Source organism: Streptomyces sp. NPDC002671 (assembly GCF_053592475.1).
This window is the reverse complement of the sequence record NZ_JBSFVU010000001.1, coordinates 452,131-467,962: the sequence shown is the minus strand read 5'-3', so window position 1 is coordinate 467,962 and position 15,832 is coordinate 452,131. Positions and strand designations below refer to the sequence as shown.

Annotated in this window: 11 protein-coding genes; all 11 read left to right on the top strand. The window is 73.1% G+C overall.

Translation table 11 applies throughout. The features are described 5' to 3' along the window. Window positions 1–1,954: hypothetical protein (locus ACWD35_RS01975; protein WP_451349165.1), on the top strand; the 1,954-nt coding region annotated here is incomplete at its 5' end. A 29-nt stretch (window positions 1,955–1,983) separates the two neighbouring features. Further along, on the top strand, window positions 1,984–2,409 hold the full coding sequence (locus ACWD35_RS01970; protein ID WP_451349164.1) for a phage tail protein: 426 nt from the start codon (window positions 1,984–1,986) through the stop codon (window positions 2,407–2,409). A 52-nt stretch (window positions 2,410–2,461) separates the two neighbouring features. Further along, complete coding sequence (locus ACWD35_RS01965) at window positions 2,462–3,184, top strand: CIS tube protein (protein WP_451349163.1); 723 nt, start codon at window positions 2,462–2,464, stop codon at window positions 3,182–3,184. Further along, the gene (locus ACWD35_RS01960) at window positions 3,181–5,004 is read left to right on the top strand and encodes a VgrG-related protein (RefSeq protein WP_451349162.1); all 1,824 of its coding nucleotides are present in this window, start codon (window positions 3,181–3,183) and stop codon (window positions 5,002–5,004) included. The genes ACWD35_RS01965 and ACWD35_RS01960 overlap by 4 nt, the downstream gene beginning before the upstream one ends. A gap of 23 nt (window positions 5,005–5,027) precedes the next feature. Then, on the top strand, window positions 5,028–5,345 hold the full coding sequence (locus tag ACWD35_RS01955) for a PAAR domain-containing protein (RefSeq protein ID WP_451349161.1): 318 nt from the start codon (window positions 5,028–5,030) through the stop codon (window positions 5,343–5,345). Further along, on the top strand, window positions 5,345–5,767 hold the full coding sequence (locus tag ACWD35_RS01950) for a GPW/gp25 family protein (protein ID WP_041127460.1): 423 nt from the start codon (window positions 5,345–5,347) through the stop codon (window positions 5,765–5,767). The genes ACWD35_RS01955 and ACWD35_RS01950 overlap by 1 nt, the downstream gene beginning before the upstream one ends. Then, window positions 5,767–7,728: a putative baseplate assembly protein gene (locus ACWD35_RS01945; RefSeq protein ID WP_451349160.1), complete on the top strand. Its 1,962-nt coding sequence runs from the start codon at window positions 5,767–5,769 to the stop codon at window positions 7,726–7,728. The genes ACWD35_RS01950 and ACWD35_RS01945 overlap by 1 nt, the downstream gene beginning before the upstream one ends. Continuing rightward, window positions 7,725–8,297, top strand: coding sequence for a phage tail protein (locus tag ACWD35_RS01940; RefSeq protein ID WP_451349159.1), 573 nt, complete (start codon window positions 7,725–7,727; stop codon window positions 8,295–8,297). Before ACWD35_RS01945 ends, ACWD35_RS01940 begins: the two co-directional genes overlap by 4 nt. Before the next feature lie 11 nt (window positions 8,298–8,308). Then, window positions 8,309–8,719, top strand: coding sequence for a hypothetical protein (locus ACWD35_RS01935; RefSeq protein ID WP_451349158.1), 411 nt, complete (start codon window positions 8,309–8,311; stop codon window positions 8,717–8,719). Window positions 8,720–9,524: 805 nt separating this feature from the next. Then, on the top strand, window positions 9,525–10,139 hold the full coding sequence (locus ACWD35_RS01930) for an NADase-type glycan-binding domain-containing protein (RefSeq protein WP_451349157.1): 615 nt from the start codon (window positions 9,525–9,527) through the stop codon (window positions 10,137–10,139). Window positions 10,140–10,241: 102 nt separating this feature from the next. Next, window positions 10,242–15,356: a hypothetical protein gene (locus tag ACWD35_RS01925; protein ID WP_451349156.1), complete on the top strand. Its 5,115-nt coding sequence runs from the start codon at window positions 10,242–10,244 to the stop codon at window positions 15,354–15,356. The last annotated feature ends 476 nt before the right edge of the window (window positions 15,357–15,832 follow it).

Sequence of the window (15,832 nt, the reverse complement as noted above, 5' to 3'; positions counted from 1 at the left end):
GGAGGATGCCTCCGTCGTGCCCGCTGCGGGACCCGTGCCCGGTCCGGTGTTTCCCGTGGTTCAGCGGCAGGCCGAGGACGTCCAGAGTTCCTCCGACAGCCCGGCGCCGAGCGCCGCCGTACAGCGTGCGGGAAGCCGCCCGCCGTTGGGTGCGTCGCCGGTGGAGGATGCCTCCGTCGTGCCCGCTGCGGGACCCGTGCCCGGTCCGGTGTTTCCCGTGGTTCAGCGGCAGGCCGAGGACGTCCAGAGTTCCTCCGACAGCCCGGCGCCGAGCGCCGCCGTACAGCGTGCGGGAAGCCGCCCGACGTTGGGTGCGCCGCCGGTGGAGGGCGCCCAGAGTTCCTCCGACAGCCGTGCGCCGAGCGCCCCCGTGCAGCGCACTGGAAGCCGACCTCCGTTGGGTGCGCCGCTCGCTGAACTGCCCTCCACGGCCGCGCCGTTGGTGAAGGACGCCCCTGCCACGCCCGTATCCGGTCCGGTGCTTCCCGTGGTTCAGCGGCAGGCCGAGGACACCCAGGGTGCCCCCAGCGGCCCCGCCCCGGGCCCGTCTTCGGGTCCGCAGCGTTCCGGTGCGCGTGCGCGCGGCGGCCTGGGGGCGCCTCTGCCCGCGATGCCGGCCAGCGCCGGTCTGCCCGGCTCCGCCGCGTCCGGGGCCCGAGCCTCCCGTACGGCATCCGGGCCCGACATCCAGCGCACACCGGCATCGCCCGCGCCGGGCGGGGACCGTACGCCGCCCACGGAGCCCGCCTCGGATACGGCACGCCACGCACCGTTGCTGGGGACGGTCGACGTCCAGCGCCACCTCGCGGACCACCCGGCGCCCCAGGGCGGCAGCCCCACGGACCACGGAACCGGCCCTGCCACGCCGTTGGTGACGCCGTCCCAGGGCGCGGCGTCTCAGGCTCCGGCGGGCACAGTCGTACGGCCCGAGGCGATGCACCCCGGTCCCGGTCCCGGCGACGGACGTCCCCAAAGCCCCAGCAGCCCAGCCCCGGTCGTCGTAGCCCGCCGCGCGGCCGAAGCCATGGCAGGCGCTCGCCCCGCGACCGCATCCACCGGCGGCCCCCGCCCCGCAACCCCCGCCATCCCGGTAGCCCGCCGCACCCTCGCGCTGCTGCCCGCACGGCCCCTCACCCTCAACACCCTGGCGCCGGAAGGCCTGGCACCGTCCGCCGCGTCGCGCCCCGTCGGCGGCCCTCCCGTGGTGGCGGCGCGTTGGAGCGGGGCGCCGGACATCCCCGGCGGCGGCACCCCCGCACCGTCCACCCGGTCGCCCGCGCACCCTGCACACCCCGCGTCGGCACCGTCCGCGGGCGCCGCTGCGACCCCGCCGGCCCAACGGGCCGTAACCGCGCACGCGCCGCACCACCCGGGCGTACCGGCAACCGGCTCGGCCGTACGAGCGACCGGCGCCCCCGGTGTCGTCCAGCGAGTCGTCCCGCTCGTCAAGCCCGCGCCGCCTAGCGGGGGAGTGCCCGGTACGGCGGCGGTCCCCCCGGTGCGGCCCCTGCCGGTCACGCCCCCGTTGACGCCGCCCCTCGCGAATGGCCCGTCGACAGCCGTGGCACAGGCGGCGGCCATCCCCGTGGTCCGGCCGCGGGTCGTGACGCCGGGCGCCCGATCGGCGAGCGGCGGCGGCAACAGCCCTGCGGTGCCCGAGGTCCAGCGTGCGATCTCCGGCACGGGGAATGCCGTACCCGACGTACCCGGCGTATCCAAGGGCGTACCGGCGAAGGCGGTGCCCGCGGCGCGTGGCAAGCAGCAGTACTCCGGGACGGCCTCCGCCTCCGCGTCCGGCCGGCGCACGGAGCGGTCCGCCGACGCGGCGCAGGACCCCGGTCTCGACCTGGACGACCTCGCGCGTCGCCTGCTCGACCCGATGGCCCGCCTGCTGCGCACGGAACTGCGGCGCGGCCGGGAGCGTACGGGTCGCCCCTACGACGGACGCCGCTGAGGGCGCGGCACGGAACGGATGACGGACGGATGACGGACAACATCTTCGCGAGCAGCGTGTTCTTCCGGCTCGCGATCGGCGGCAATGATCTGGGCGCCTTCCACACCTGCTCCGGCATGGGTGCCGAGGTGGAGATCGAGACCTATGCCGAGGGTGGCAACAACGGCTTCACCCATAACCTGCCCGGCAGGGTGACCTGGTCAAACATCACGCTCACCCGGCCGGTCACCACCGACACCGCGAAGATCGCCCGCTGGCTCGACGAGACGCTGAAGCGGGTGGAGCCCAAGGACGGCGAGATCGTGGCGCTGCGGCCGGATCTGTCGCGGATCATCAGCTGGCAGGTGTTCGGGATCGTCCCGGTGCGCTGGCAGGGTCCGTCCTTCGACCCCAGCAGCTCGCAGGCGGCGGTGGAGACCCTGGAGATCGCCCACGAGGGACTGCGCCCTTCCTGACCATCCCTCAAGTCCCACTCTCCGTACAGCGCCTTGGAAAGGAATCCCAGCCATGTCCCCAGCGTCCCGCTCCAGTCGGGCCAGGGCCCAGCTGACGTTGAAGGAGCCCCCGGCCTCCGTCGGCGCCAAGCCCGGCGGGACGCTCGCGCGGCTGAACCTCCAGTTCAACCCGTCCACCTTGGAGTTGCGCAAGACCACCGAGTGGCGGCGTTCTCCGTCGCGGATGGCAGAGGAGTCGGCGCTGCCCGAGTTCGTCGGCAGTGGCCCGCGCGAGCTGAGTCTTGAGGTGTTCCTGGACGCCACCGCCACCCACGACAACTCCGTGGAGCAGGCGGTGGAGAAGCTGATGAAGGCGTGTGTGCCGACGAAGGCGAGCCTGGGGCGCAAGAAGCCGGCGAGCCCGTGGGTGCGGTTCGAGTGGGGCAGTGCGCGGACGACGTCGTTCGACGGGGTGCTGTCCAGCCTGTCGGTGACGTACACGCTGTTCGACGTGGACGGCAAGCCGCTGCGGGCGACCTGCCGGCTGTCGATCGAGGAGGCGAGCGTCGGTCCGGCGGGGCAGAACCCGACGTCCGGCTCGCGCACCGGGCGCAGTACGCACATCGTCGTGGCGGGCGACAGCCTGGCGCTGCTGGCGTGGCGGGAGTACGGCGACGCGACGGCCTGGCGGGTCATCGCGGAGGCCAATGACATCGACGACCCGATGGCGCTCGTGCCCGGCAGCGAACTGGTGCTGCCGGCGATGAGCGACGCGAGCGCTGAGGAGGAGCAGTGAGTGGCGGGGCACGGGACGGCCGGTCCTTCGCGGCGGACCCCATCGTGGAGACGCCCGGCGAGCTGCCGCCCGTCTGGGCCGCCCAGCTGGTGAGTTGCGTGGTCGACGAGAACGTGGGCCTGCCGGACGCGGCGGTTCTCACGTTCCGCGATCCCGATCACGAGTTCCTGAAGAAGACCGGCATCACCATCGGCACCCCGCTCAGGGTCTCCGTGGTCACCGTGACCGGGCAGGCGCGCGAGCGGCTGTTCAACGGTGAGGTGACGGCCCTGGAGGTGGACCGGGACCGCACCGGCTCGTTCACGGTGGTGCGTGCCTTCTCCAAGGCGCACCGCCTCCAGCGCGGCCGGAAGGTGGTGGCGTACCGGAACATGACGGCGGCGGCCATCGTCCGCAAGGTGGCCGCCGGGGCGGGCCTGGCCTGCGGCACCGTGCAGGCCGCGCCGGTCACCTACAAGCAGCTGTCCCAAGCGAACGTCTCCGACTGGGACTTCCTTCAGTTCCTGGCCGCCGAGAGCGGCGCGCAGGTGCGTGTCGACGACAAGGGGCTGCTCCAGTTCACCAAGCCCCAGAAGGCGTCCGGGGCGCCCGCGCCGTCCACGTCGGCTGCCCAGAACCCGATGGTGCTGGAGTACGGGCGCAATCTGCTGGCGCTGCGGGCCTCCTTGTCGGCGGCGGACGGCGCGCAGCAGGTGGAGGTGCGCGGCTGGGACGTCACCACCAAGCGGCCCCTGGTGGCCCGGCAGCCGTCGGTCGACAGCGACACGGTCGTGCCGGGGCTGAGCCCGGCGCTCGCCGCCCGGTTCGGCAAGTCGTCGAAGCTGACCGTCACCGACACCCCGTACCGCACCCAGGCCGAGACGAAGGCGGTCGCGGACGCGGTGGCCAGCCAAGTCAGTGCGGGCTTTGGCGAGTTGGAGGTGCTGGCCGAGGGCAACCCCATGCTGCGAGCGGGCAAGCCCATCGCGCTCGGCAACGTCGGGCAGGCCTTCTCCGGCAAGTACACGGCGACGGCGGTGCAGCATGTCCTCGAACCGCACGGCGGATACCGTACGACGGTGTGGGTGAGCGCCAGCCCGGACCGCTCCCTGACCGGCCTGGTCACCGGCGCCAACGCGCCCTCCCGGGGTCCGCGCATGCCGGGCCTGGCGATCGGCGTCGTGACGGACGTGCGCGAGCCGGCCGGCTCCGAGCGCGGCGCCGTGAAGGTCAAGTTTCCCTGGCTGGACGACACGTACGTCACCGACTGGGTGCGCACCGTGCAGTGGGGCGGCAAGGGCGGCGGCGGGGTGGTGAGCCCCGAGGTCAACGACGAGGTGCTGGTCGGCTTCGAACAGGGCCTGCTGGACAGCCCGTATGTCATCGGAGGGCTCTACAACGGCGTGGACAAGCCCTCGCCGCACGACGTCCCGCTGATCGACAAGACGACTGGAAAGGTCAACCGCCGTTCCATCGTGTCGCGTTCGGGGCATCGGGTGGAGCTGCTGGACGCGCGGGCACCGGGGCGCTCCGGGGTGCGGATGATGTCCGCCGACGAGCGCCTCGAAGTCTTCCTCGACAACCGGCGGGACCGGATCGAGATGACGGTGTACGCGGGCAAGGGCCGGCAGGTGCTCAGCTCCGTCGTGCTCGACAAGCAGGGCATCACCCTGGACGCGGGACGGGGGAACGTGAACGTGTCGGGTGCCAACGTGGACATCAACGGCAGGGTCGGGGTGAAGATCGGCGGCCGCACGGTGGATGTCACCGGCGCCACGGGCGTCACCGTCGACGGCGGTCTGCTCGGCGTCCTCAAGGCCAAGCTCATCCGCATCAACTGATCACCGTTCGAGAGGAGTTCCCCATGCCCGCCGCAGCCCGTACCGGCGACCCCACCAACCACGGCGGGGTGATCGCCACCCCGCCGCCCGCCGCCGCCAGGGCGGTGGCGACGGTGCTGATCGGTGGCCGGCCCGCCGCCGTCGTAGGCAGCCTGCACACGTGTGCGATGCCGCCGCACCTTGCCCTGGGACCGGCCAACGTGATCATGCCCAACCCAGCCGGGCTCGCCTCGGGACAGGTCCTCATCGGCGGGCTGCCGGCGGCGCGGGCCCGCGACCAGACGGCGTGCGGCGCGATGATCGTCACCGGCGCCCCCAACGTTCTGATCGGAGGCGTGTGATGAGCGAGCGGTTCATCGGCCGTGGCTGGGCGTTCCCGCTGCGCGTCGGGCCGACCGGCGGGATCGCCCTGGTCGAACGGGAGCGGGAGATCGAGGAGGCGATCCGCCTGGTGCTCGGCACCGCGCCCGGCGAACGCCCCATGCGCCCCGAGTTCGGCTGCGGCATCCACGACTACGTCTTCGCCCCCGGCGACGGCGCCACCGCCGGCCGTATCGCGCAGCAGGTGCGCGAGGCACTGGAGCGGTGGGAGCCGCGGATTTCGGTCGACGACGTGGTCGTCGCCTTCGACGCGGTCGAGGACGGCACCCTCTACATCGACGTGCACTACACCCTGCGTTCCACCAACGACCGGCGCAACCTGGTCTTTCCCTTCTACACGATCCCCTCCGAGGAGGGGGCCGAGGAAGCAGGCGCGGACTGATGGCGCTGCCCTCCCCGAACCTGGACGACCGGCGGTTCCAGCAACTCGTCGACGAGGCGAAGCGATATGTGCAGCAGCGCGCCCCGGAGTGGACCGACCACAACGTCTCCGACCCGGGCGTCACTCTGATCGAGACGTTCGCCTACCTGGTGGACCAGTTGCTGTACCGGCTGAACAGGGTCCCTGACAAGAACTACACCGCGTTCCTGGACCTGTTGGGCATCCGTCTGTTCCCGCCGACCGCGGCCGGCGCCGACGTCGACTTCTGGCTCTCGGCGCCGCAGCCCGACACTGTCGTGCTGCCGCCGGGCACCGAGGTGACCACCGCGGGCGCCGAGAGCGACGAGGCGGTGGTGTTCACGACCACGGACGAACTGCGCATCCTGCCCAGCGAGTTGACCCGTCTGGTCACCGCTCCCCGGACCGGTGAGCAGAGCGACCGGACCGGCATGCTCGCCGACGGCCTCGACATCCCCTGCTTCCAGACGACGCCGGAGCCCGGCGACGCGCTGCTGTTCGGACTGCCGACGGCGGTGCCGCGCTGCATCGTCGCCGTACGCCTGGACAGCCGTGTGGAGGGCATCGGTGTGGACCCGCGCCAGCCTCCGCTGGTGTGGGAGGCATGGGACGGCGGCGGCTGGCAGCGGTGCGAGACCGGCGACGACACCACCGGCGGCCTCAACCGGCCCGGCGAGATCACCGTGTACGTGCCGACCGGGCACACGGCGTCGGTGATCGGCGGGACCCGGGCCGGCTGGCTGCGCTGCCGGGTCACCGAGGCGGAGCCGGGCCAGCCGTTCTACTCGGAGTCCCCGACGGTGCGCGAGGCGGCGGTGTTCACCGTCGGCGGCACCATGTCCGTCGAGCACGCCGAGACGGTGACCGACGTACCGCTGGGCACCTCGGAGGGGGTCGCCGGGCAGACCTTCCGGCTCGGCCGCCCGCCGATCCTGCTCGACGCCGAGCCCCCCATGGTGGAGGTGTCCTCCGACGAGGGGTGGCAGCGCTGGGAGGTGGTTGAGCACTTCGGCCGCTCCGGACCCGACGACCGGCACGTCCGCGTCGACGCCACCACCGGCGAGTTCGGTTTCCCCCCGGCGCTGCGCGAACCGGACGGCACGCTGCGGCAGTGCGGTGCCGTGCCGCCCAAGGGCGCCCAGATCCGGGTCGCCCGCTACCGCACCGGCGGCGGCCCCGCGGGAAACGTCGCCCGCGGTGCGATCTCCGTACTGCTCAGCTCCGTTCCGTACATCGCCCAGGTCACCAACCGGGAGGCGGCGAGCGGCGGGGTCGCCGGGGAGACCGTCGAGAACGCCCGGCGGCGCGCGCCTCAGGCGCTGCGGATGCAGGACCGGGCGGTGACCGCCGAGGACTACGAGATCATCAGCCGCCAGGCCGCGCCCTCGGTGCGCCGGGTCCGCTGTCTGCCGGCCGCGGACGCGCCGGGTGCGGTACGGGTCCTGGTGGTGCCGGACGCGGTGGCCGACGAGGGCGACGACCGGCTGCGCTTCGAGCAGCTGATCCCGTCCGACCAGGTGCTCTCGGCGATCACCGCGAGCCTCGACGAACGGCGTCTGATCGGCACGCGTCTCGTGGTGGAGCCGCCGGTCTACCAGGGCATCACCGTGGTGGCCCGCCTCTCGGCGGCCCCCAGCGACACCGACAAGGTCCGCGAGGCGGCGCTGGACGCCCTGTTCCGCCACCTCAACCCGCTGGTCGGCGGCCCGGACGGCACCGGGTGGCCGTTCGGGCGACCGGTCCAGTACGGCGAGATCTTCGGTGTCCTGCAACGCGCCACCGGCAACGCGCTGGTCGAGGAGATCCGCCTGTTCCCGGCCGACCCCGTCACCGGCCGCCGCGGCGCCCCGACGGACCGCATCGACGTGGGTCCGGGCGCGCTGGTCTTCTCGTACCAGCACCAGGTGGTCGTGACGGGGGTCGGGGCGGAGGGGCGGGGATGAGCCGCGCCGCGATACCCGGGCTGCCGAGCAGGTACCCGATCGGGGAGCAACTGCCCGCACTGTACGCCGACGACGACTTCGCGCAGCGGTTCACCGCCGGGCTCGACACCGTTCTCGCGCCGGTGTTCTCGACGCTCGACAACCTGCCCGCCTACCTCGACCCCCGGGTGACGCCGGTCGACTTCCTTCAGTGGCTGGCGTCGTGGGTGGGTGCCCTGGACGATCCGCAGTGGCTTGTGGAACTGCGCCGGGAGGCGGTCGTCCGCGCGGTGGAGCTGCACCGGTGGCGGGGCACGAAGCGGGGGCTGGCCGAGGCCCTGCGTCTCGCGCTGGGCGTGCATGCCGAGGTGAGCGGCGACGGCGGGGCGGCGTGGTCGAACACCGCGGGCTCCGACCTGCCGCCGGAGCCCGCCGCCGAGCTCCTGATCCGCGTCCTTCCGGACCGCGAGTCGGGGACCGGACGGCTGGACGTGGACAGGGTGCACGAGATCGTCCGGGCCATGTGCCCGGTGCACGTCGCGTTTCGGGTGGAGGTCCTCCCCGGCCCGCCCACCGAGGAAGGGAACTGACGCATGCGAGCATGTCCCGCATGCGGGGCCTCGAACGACCCCGCGGACGACTTCTGCGGCAACTGCGGCACGTATTTGGGCTGGTCGGACTCGTCGGCGAGCACAGGTACGCCGACCTCCACGGACACGTCGGCGAGCACGCAGGCGCCCGCGAACCCGCCCACGGTCGCCTCGGCGGCGACGGGATCCACGGAGGCTCCGAACTCTCCGGCTGCCCCGGAACCGCAGCCGAACGCGGACCGTGCGGCGGCCCCGACGCCCTCGGATCCTCCGACGGCGTCCCCGGCCGACACTCCGCCGAGGGCTTCCGCGGCGCCGTCCGCGACGCCTGCGGCAGCCGCCTCGGCGGAGGGGGCCGCGTCGGCTGCACGCGGCCTCGGGTCGTCGTTGCGGTCCCGGCTGACGGGTCGTGGGCGTGGTGACGCGAGGGGGACGAGCACCACGGACGCCCCGGCCGCGGTTACCTCGGCGTCGGCTTCTGCGGCTCCGGACGCCCCGGCCGCGGTTACCTCGGCACCGACCGCCTCGGCACCGACCGCCTCGGCACCGACCGCCTCGGCACCGACCGCCTCGGCCCCGGACGCCCTGGGCACGGATGCCGCGGACTCACGCCCGGGCACCGGCACCGGCGCCGGCGCCGGCCCCGACGCGGCTCCCCCCACCGGCGAGGGCCCCAGCAGTACCCCCGCTCGGCCGGAGCCCACGAACTCTCCGCCTCAGCCCGCATCGGACGCCGCCCGCGCCGACTCCCCGACCGGCGGGTCCGGAGGCGAGACCCCCGCCGAGGAAGCTCCCCCCGCCCCGACCCCAGGGCTTTCCGAATCCGTACGACCCACCGCCCCCGCATCCGGAACAGCCGCCCAGCCCCAGCAAGCCCCGCCCGTCCCCAGCACTCCACCCTCACCACCCACCGCCTCGCCCTCGCCGACCACCCCTCGGCCCCCGGCGGCCCCTGTCACCCCGTCTTCCCCGACCACCCCCGAGCCCCCGTCCGCCTCCACTGCCTCGCCCTCGCCCACCACTCCCCGCCCCCCGACCAGCCCCACCCCCGACCCCGACCCCGACCCGATCCTCCCCGTCCTCCCCGCAAAGGCCGTCGCCTCCCGTCCCGTCGTACGTCCCGCGGTCGTGCAGGACGAGGGCACCGGGCGGCCCTGTCCCGTGTGCGGGACGCTCAATCGGCCGGAGCGGAAGTTCTGCCGGCGATGTGCTGCGGAGTTGAGGCCGGTGGAGAAGGCCGCGCCGTTGCCGTGGTGGCGGACGGTGTGGCCGTTCCGGCGTCGGGTGCGGGCGGGTTCGGGGCGGGGTGTGCGGCTCATCGTGATCCTCGCCGTCGTGGTCGCGCTGTGCGCCGCCGGACTCTTCCTGCTCCCTGCCGGACGCGCCCTGTTCGAGGACACCCGGGACAAACTGAGCAAGGCCACGCCCGTGACCCCGGTGGACATCAAGGCGAGCGGCGCGCTCCCCGGGCACCCGGCGACGAACACCACGGACGGGCTGAACAACAAGTACTGGGGCGCCCTCGGACCGGGCGCCTCGGTGACGTACACCTTCCGCAAGCCGTTCCGCCTCGTCGACCTGATCATCACCAACGGCGCGTCCACGTCCCCGGAGGCGTACGCCCGCCAGGCCCGCGCCCTCCAGGTCGACCTGGAGGTGACGACGGCCGACGGCACACGGCACGACAAGCAGCTCACCCTCAGCGACAAGCCGGGCCCGCAGACGATCCAGACCGGGATCAGCGACGCGAAGACGGTACGCCTGACACTGCGCTCACCCGTCGACCTGTCCCGGGGACGTCATCTGGCCCTGGCGGAGGTGGAGTTCTTCCAACGGAGCTGAGCCCGGCGTCGTCCGCGCTCCACGAATGACCCTGTGGCATACGGGAGTTGACGTATCCGTGGAGTGGAGACGGCGAATCCGCCGGGAGCTGGAGGAGAGGCCGTGCCCCGTCCCGCCAAGGGTTACGTTGATCCCGTGTGGAAACGGCAGCAGTCAGGGGACGGCAGGACCGGTGCGTCCGAGCAGGCGACCCAGACGTCCCGCGCCGCCCCGCCACCCGCCCTCGCCTCCGCCTCCGGTGTCGCGCACCCTCTGCTGTCCCTTCAGCGCACCGCCGGCAACGCGGCCACCTCACGGGCCGTGCGAAGGACCCGGAACCAGAGCGCCCGCCCCGCGCTGCCAGGCATCGAGGAGCGCACCGAGACGGGCTTCGTGCTGCCGTCGTACCTGATGCACCTCCAGGCGGGCGGCCTCTCCTCGGCATACGGACTGACCGGCCACGAGTTCGTCCGGCACGCGGTGTCCGCGGTCGTCGGGCACGCCGACGGCACGGTCGCCGACATCTCGGACGAACTGGCCGGACGGCCGGAGAGCTTCTTCGGGCAGGGCCGCGCCTTCGCCGTCGAGGGCCGGACGGGCAGGGAGTGGTACGACGTCACCGTCACGATCTCCCGGGCCCCCGACGACAAGCCGCCCGTCTTCCAGCCGGGGGACCTGCTGGCCGCCGCCTCGCAGGGGACCGACGGTGTGCCGCAGGCCCTGCTCGAGGACCCCCAGGGCAAGGACACCAAGCTCGACGTCCACCACAACTCGTCAGCCACCGTGAGCAGTTCGGGCGGTGGGTCCTCCAGCAAGGGCGTCGGCGGCCTCGCCTTCGGGCTCGCGCCCGTCGTCCCGGGCCTGTGGCTCGGCGGTGCCGCCACCGGCAACGCCCAGCCCTGGCAGTCCTCCCGCGAGTCCCGTCGGCAGACGAACGTGGCCGAACCGCGTGTGCTGCGCAGCGACAAGGGCTCGGTCGAGGTGCACCGCAGGGTCCGCTACGAGGTCCGTGTCCAGCGGCACGGCACCGACGACGCGCAGACCTTCGGTGACTCCGGAACGCTCACCCAGCGCGTGCCGACCGAACACCTGGTCCCGGTCGGCACCGAGGCGCCCGCCCCGCCCACGCCGGTGTCCGCGGACACCGTCCGGCGCGTCTCCCTCGCCGACTCCCTGGCACCGGTCGCGGTCGCCGACGACGCGGCCCCGCACGAGACCGGCCGCGGGCTGTTCGACGCCGTCGCCTCCGTGCTGCACCCCTCGCTCACCGCCCCCGGCGCACCGGGGCGCGGGCGGCTGTACGACGTGACCTCCACGGCTACCGTCCTGGAGGACCTGCCCCGGCTGCTGCGCGACGGCGTGGTCGGCGAGGACCTGTACTCCAAGGACGGCAAGACGGCGGGCAGTTACCGGCTGCGCGCCGCGGTCACCGGTCTCTCCCCGGCCTGGGGCACCGGCAAGACCCAGCTGCGCACGCACCAGCACGGCCAGACGGCGGTCACCGAGAGCGCGGGCAAGGGGCGGGCCGTCCAGGCGGGACTGGGCCCGGCGATCGGCGTCGGCGCGGCCTCCAACGCGGCCGTCGTACGAGCCACCGCCATGCCTGTCGCGGCGGCCCGTAAGGCGCGCTTCACCGTGGCCGAACAGAGCGTCGCCGGCCGCCAGGGCGCGGAGGTCCGGGGCGAGAAGGCGCTCTACTTCGGAACCGTGACGTTCACCGCGGAGGGCACGGGCCCGCGCTCGGTCCAGGCGATCCTGCACCCGCAGACCCGGGTCGCCGTCCACACGATGAACGTGTGGATCAGCCTCCGCGCCGACGAGGCCCAGTCCTTCGGGCTGCCGCTGCCGCTGGGCATGACAGCCGAGGAGTTCATCAAGAAGCCGACGCAGACCGATGAGAACGGCAACGAACAGAACGTCGAGCGCCATCTCCCTTACGACGGCAAGGGATCCAGCGTCGCACTCAGCCAGGTCGACACCGGCCCGATGGTGCGGGCCGTCCAGCAGATGTTCGCCACCGACCCCCGACTGGCGGGCTACCTCCCCGCGTTCGGAACCACCGCGCCCGCCCTCGGCACCAGCGACGAGGAGGCCGAGACCCAGCGGCGCAACCACCGCGAGCTGATGACCGCACTCTCGGAGACCAACCTCCGGGTGAACAAGGACCAGTTGCTGTCCACCGGCATCCGGGTACGGCTGCGCCGCAAGACCACCATGCACGCCCACGACGTGCAGATCCTCGTCCGGGGCACGCTGAGCGACACCGCCTACGAGGGCGACATCAAGGACTGGTCGGTGCGCAGCCACACGACTGTCGGCGCGGGCGCGCAGAGCGGGCACAGCAGTTCGCGCTCGATCGGCGGTCTGGTCCTCGGCCAGGCCCGGCTGGTCCCCGGCATCCTGACCGCCGGGGCCCGCTACGAGAAGCACAGCTCCGGCTCGCATCGCAACCAGGCCGGCACGACCGGTCGTACGGACGTCGTCGCCAACGGCTCCGACACCGCCAGCGCCTTCCGGGCGGCCCTGCACCTCGACGTGGAGGCCACCATGACCTCCCGGCCCCGCAAGTTCGCCCGCGGCCTCACCGTCGGCAGCCCGGGCCGGGACGTGCCGGAGGCCGAGACGCTGACGTATATGAACCTGGGCAGCCAGGACGTGCGGCTGCTCACGCCGACCGAGTTCACCCTGGACCAGGAGGGCAAGGACCGGGCCGACGCGGCGCTCGGGGACCGTGCGGAACCGGCGCCCGCCACCGACGTGGCAGCCGAGGGCATCGGCGACCTGGCCACGCTCGCCCCCGAGCCGGCCACCGGATCCCTGCTGCGGGACTGGCAGTTGGTGGAGACCGTCGACGGGCAGCCCGTCCGCGACCTCGCCTTCGCGCTGCTGTCCAAGGCCGCCGCCCGCAACAGGCGCCTGCGCGAGGACCCGGCGCTGGCGACGGAGGGCCTCGCGCCACGGCTGGCGATCGAGGAACGGTTCGGCGAACGAGCCGTCCAGGCGGCGCTGCGGCAGGCCTCGTCCTCCGGCTGGGTCGTCAAGAACCTCCGCTACCCGCGTCGCCTCGCCGCCCTCAACGGCGCGGTCGGCACCCGGCTGGCCCTGGCCAACCCCAGGTTCGTGCACACCGGCGAGGGCCCGGGCACCGAGACCTTCGTGCTCGGCGGCCACCAGTCCGCCGGACAGTCGGGCCAAGGCACCAGCAGCACCGTGCAGTTCGGCGTCACTGGCTCGGAGAGCGGCACCATGTGGCGTGCCGGGCAGGGCCTGTCGACGTTCCGCACCACGAGCGAGGGCGACTCCCAGTCGTACGCCCTGTCCGGCACGGTCGAGCGCAACGCCCATACCCCGAAGAAGGCCCCGCTGTATCTGGTCCAGTGCGACGTGCTGGTCACCATGGTGGCGGAGGTCAAGGTGACCGGCGGCGGCCCCTACGTGGCGAAGGGCGCCCAGACCCTGCCGGCCGCGGCGGGGGTGTGGCTGACGGAGGCGCAGCTTCCGCAGGAACTGCGGCGGGAGGCGGGGCTGGACGCCGCCGAACCGGACACGGCCGCAGGAGACGAGAGCGACGCGGAGAGTTTCCATACGGCCGCCGAACTGGCCGTCCAGGACGAGAGTGACGACGAGAGTTTCTGGACGGCCCCTACGGGACCGGGGTTCCGCCGCGAACTCCCCCTCGGGTTCGGCATGATCGAGGACCTCCCGAACTTCGTACCGCTGCTCGGGCAACTGCGTTCGCGTCTCGCCTTCAACCAGCAGCAGGACCTCGCCGACACGCTGCTGCCCCGGCGACAGCTCGACGACCGCAACGACAACGTGCAGCGCCTGCTCCGCGTCCTGGACCGGGACGGCTCCGCCGGACTGCTGTCCGGTGCCATGGACGGCGGGGTCACCGTCGAGCTGTTCGACGGCCGCAACACCCCGTACTGGGCGGTGTTCAAGGTCGACCGGGTGGGGGACGGCGAGTACCAGGGCGACGCGACGGACCGGCGGGACATGGAGTACATCACCTCGGCCGTAGCCCAGCAGGCGACCTCCCACGACGAGGGCACGACCACCGGCGTCGAGGGCATCCTCGCGGGATCCGGTAAACCCGACGGTAGCTCGGGCCAGTTGAAGAGCACCGGCGGTGCGGCGGGCCTCGGCCTCTCGTCCGGCGCGTCGCGACGCGGCGGTGCCGTGAGCCGGGGCCAGCTCGGCATGAAGACGGTCGCGGACGCCAGTTCGGCGGCGGTGGCGAAGTTGCGTGTGCCGGTCCGGGCGAGCCTCGAACTGTACCGGGGCAACACCCAGGTGGCGCTCGCCCTGCTGGACAACCTGGCGCTGACCCATCGCGTCCTGCGCACCGACCTGGACGCGCTCTCCCGCGCCGAACTCCCGGCGCAGGACGTGCCGTTGGTCGCCCAGGGCTCGCGCGCTCCCGACCCGGCAGCCCCGGCCGACCTGGGCGCCTGGCGCGCGGGCGGTGCCCGGCTGCCGATGGAGGCCCAGGTCAACGGCTTCCAAGGGGTCACACAGGTACGGCAGTTGCTGACGTCCGTGGTCCGGCAGGCGGGCGGCGGCGCGCGGTTCCGCGACAAGGGCCAGGCCGCCGCCTACGCACTGAACGAGGCGGTCTCCACCGAGTGGATGATCGCCGCCCTGCCGCTTCTCGCCTCCGCCGGCGTCGACCTGCCGCCAGTGCATGCCTCCGGTGCGGAGGGCCAGAACCTCCGGGCCTCCCTGCACGCGCGCCTGCGCAACGGCCGGGTCCTGGGCGTGGGCGACAAGATGGCCTTCGAGACGATCGGCCAGAGCCATCTGGAGGGTCTGCGCCCCACCCAGCGGGACGGCCAGAGCTCGGCCGACCACAGCAGGGCGGCCCGTGGCATGGCCGGCGCGGGGGTCCTCAACGCCGACCAGTTCCGCCTCAACCAGCTGATGGGCAACACGGGCGGCTCGGGCGGGACGACCGATGCCACGGCCAACGCGTCCGGCTCGATGCCGGTCCACAAGCCGAAGATGAAGTCGGTCCTGGTTCAGTTCACCCTTGACATCAGGGCGGTCGCCCACGTCACCAACCGGGTCCGCACCGGCAGCACATCCACGGCGACCCGCGAGACGACCCTCTCCCGCCCGGTCGCGATCCGCATGCCGGAACCCATAGCGCATCAGATGCTCACCACCCAGGGCAACCAACTCCGCGATGACGACAACCACTTGGGCCTCCGCCCGACGGTGGCACCGCCGCCCGCATAGCGCCCGTGCCCTCGCCCCGCCCGCATCGTCGAACCCCACACGCTGCGAGGCGACGCCTCTTCCATCAGAAACCATGTTCTGCCCTACTGGGCCGGCTGGGAGATGCGGGCCATCACCCGCACCCCTCGACGACCGTGCAGGCGAACGGCGCCGCAAGTAAGACGGACGCGCCGAGCTGCGTCTGTCCGGCGCCACTCGGCACACGGCCGTGCCGACCCGGTTCCTCGGGGGGCTGAGTACCCGGGAGTTCGAGCACGTGTCGCAGGCCCTGGCTCAGGAGATCCTCGGGTCGGGCGTCTCCGCCTTCGGGGATGGCAAGGACGGCGGGCGTGAGGCAACGTTCGGGCGACGTTGCGCGAGTGGGTGCTGCGGGACTGTGATTTTTTCTGAGGCGGAGAGCAGCCGGGAGATCAGCTCGACTCCGTCGGCAGGGGCACGGTCAGGTTCGTCGGCGTCTTCGTCCAGCCGTTCCTTTG

Coding starts and splice junctions, on each gene's coding strand:
- ACWD35_RS01935 (WP_451349158.1), top strand. CDS start 8,309: ATGTCCCGCATGCGGGGCCTCGAACGACCCCGCGGACGACTTCTGCGG.
- ACWD35_RS01970 (WP_451349164.1), top strand. CDS start 1,984: ATGACGGACAACATCTTCGCGAGCAGCGTGTTCTTCCGGCTCGCGATC.
- ACWD35_RS01950 (WP_041127460.1), top strand. CDS start 5,345: ATGAGCGAGCGGTTCATCGGCCGTGGCTGGGCGTTCCCGCTGCGCGTC.
- ACWD35_RS01965 (WP_451349163.1), top strand. CDS start 2,462: ATGTCCCCAGCGTCCCGCTCCAGTCGGGCCAGGGCCCAGCTGACGTTG.
- ACWD35_RS01940 (WP_451349159.1), top strand. CDS start 7,725: ATGAGCCGCGCCGCGATACCCGGGCTGCCGAGCAGGTACCCGATCGGG.
- ACWD35_RS01945 (WP_451349160.1), top strand. CDS start 5,767: ATGGCGCTGCCCTCCCCGAACCTGGACGACCGGCGGTTCCAGCAACTC.
- ACWD35_RS01955 (WP_451349161.1), top strand. CDS start 5,028: ATGCCCGCCGCAGCCCGTACCGGCGACCCCACCAACCACGGCGGGGTG.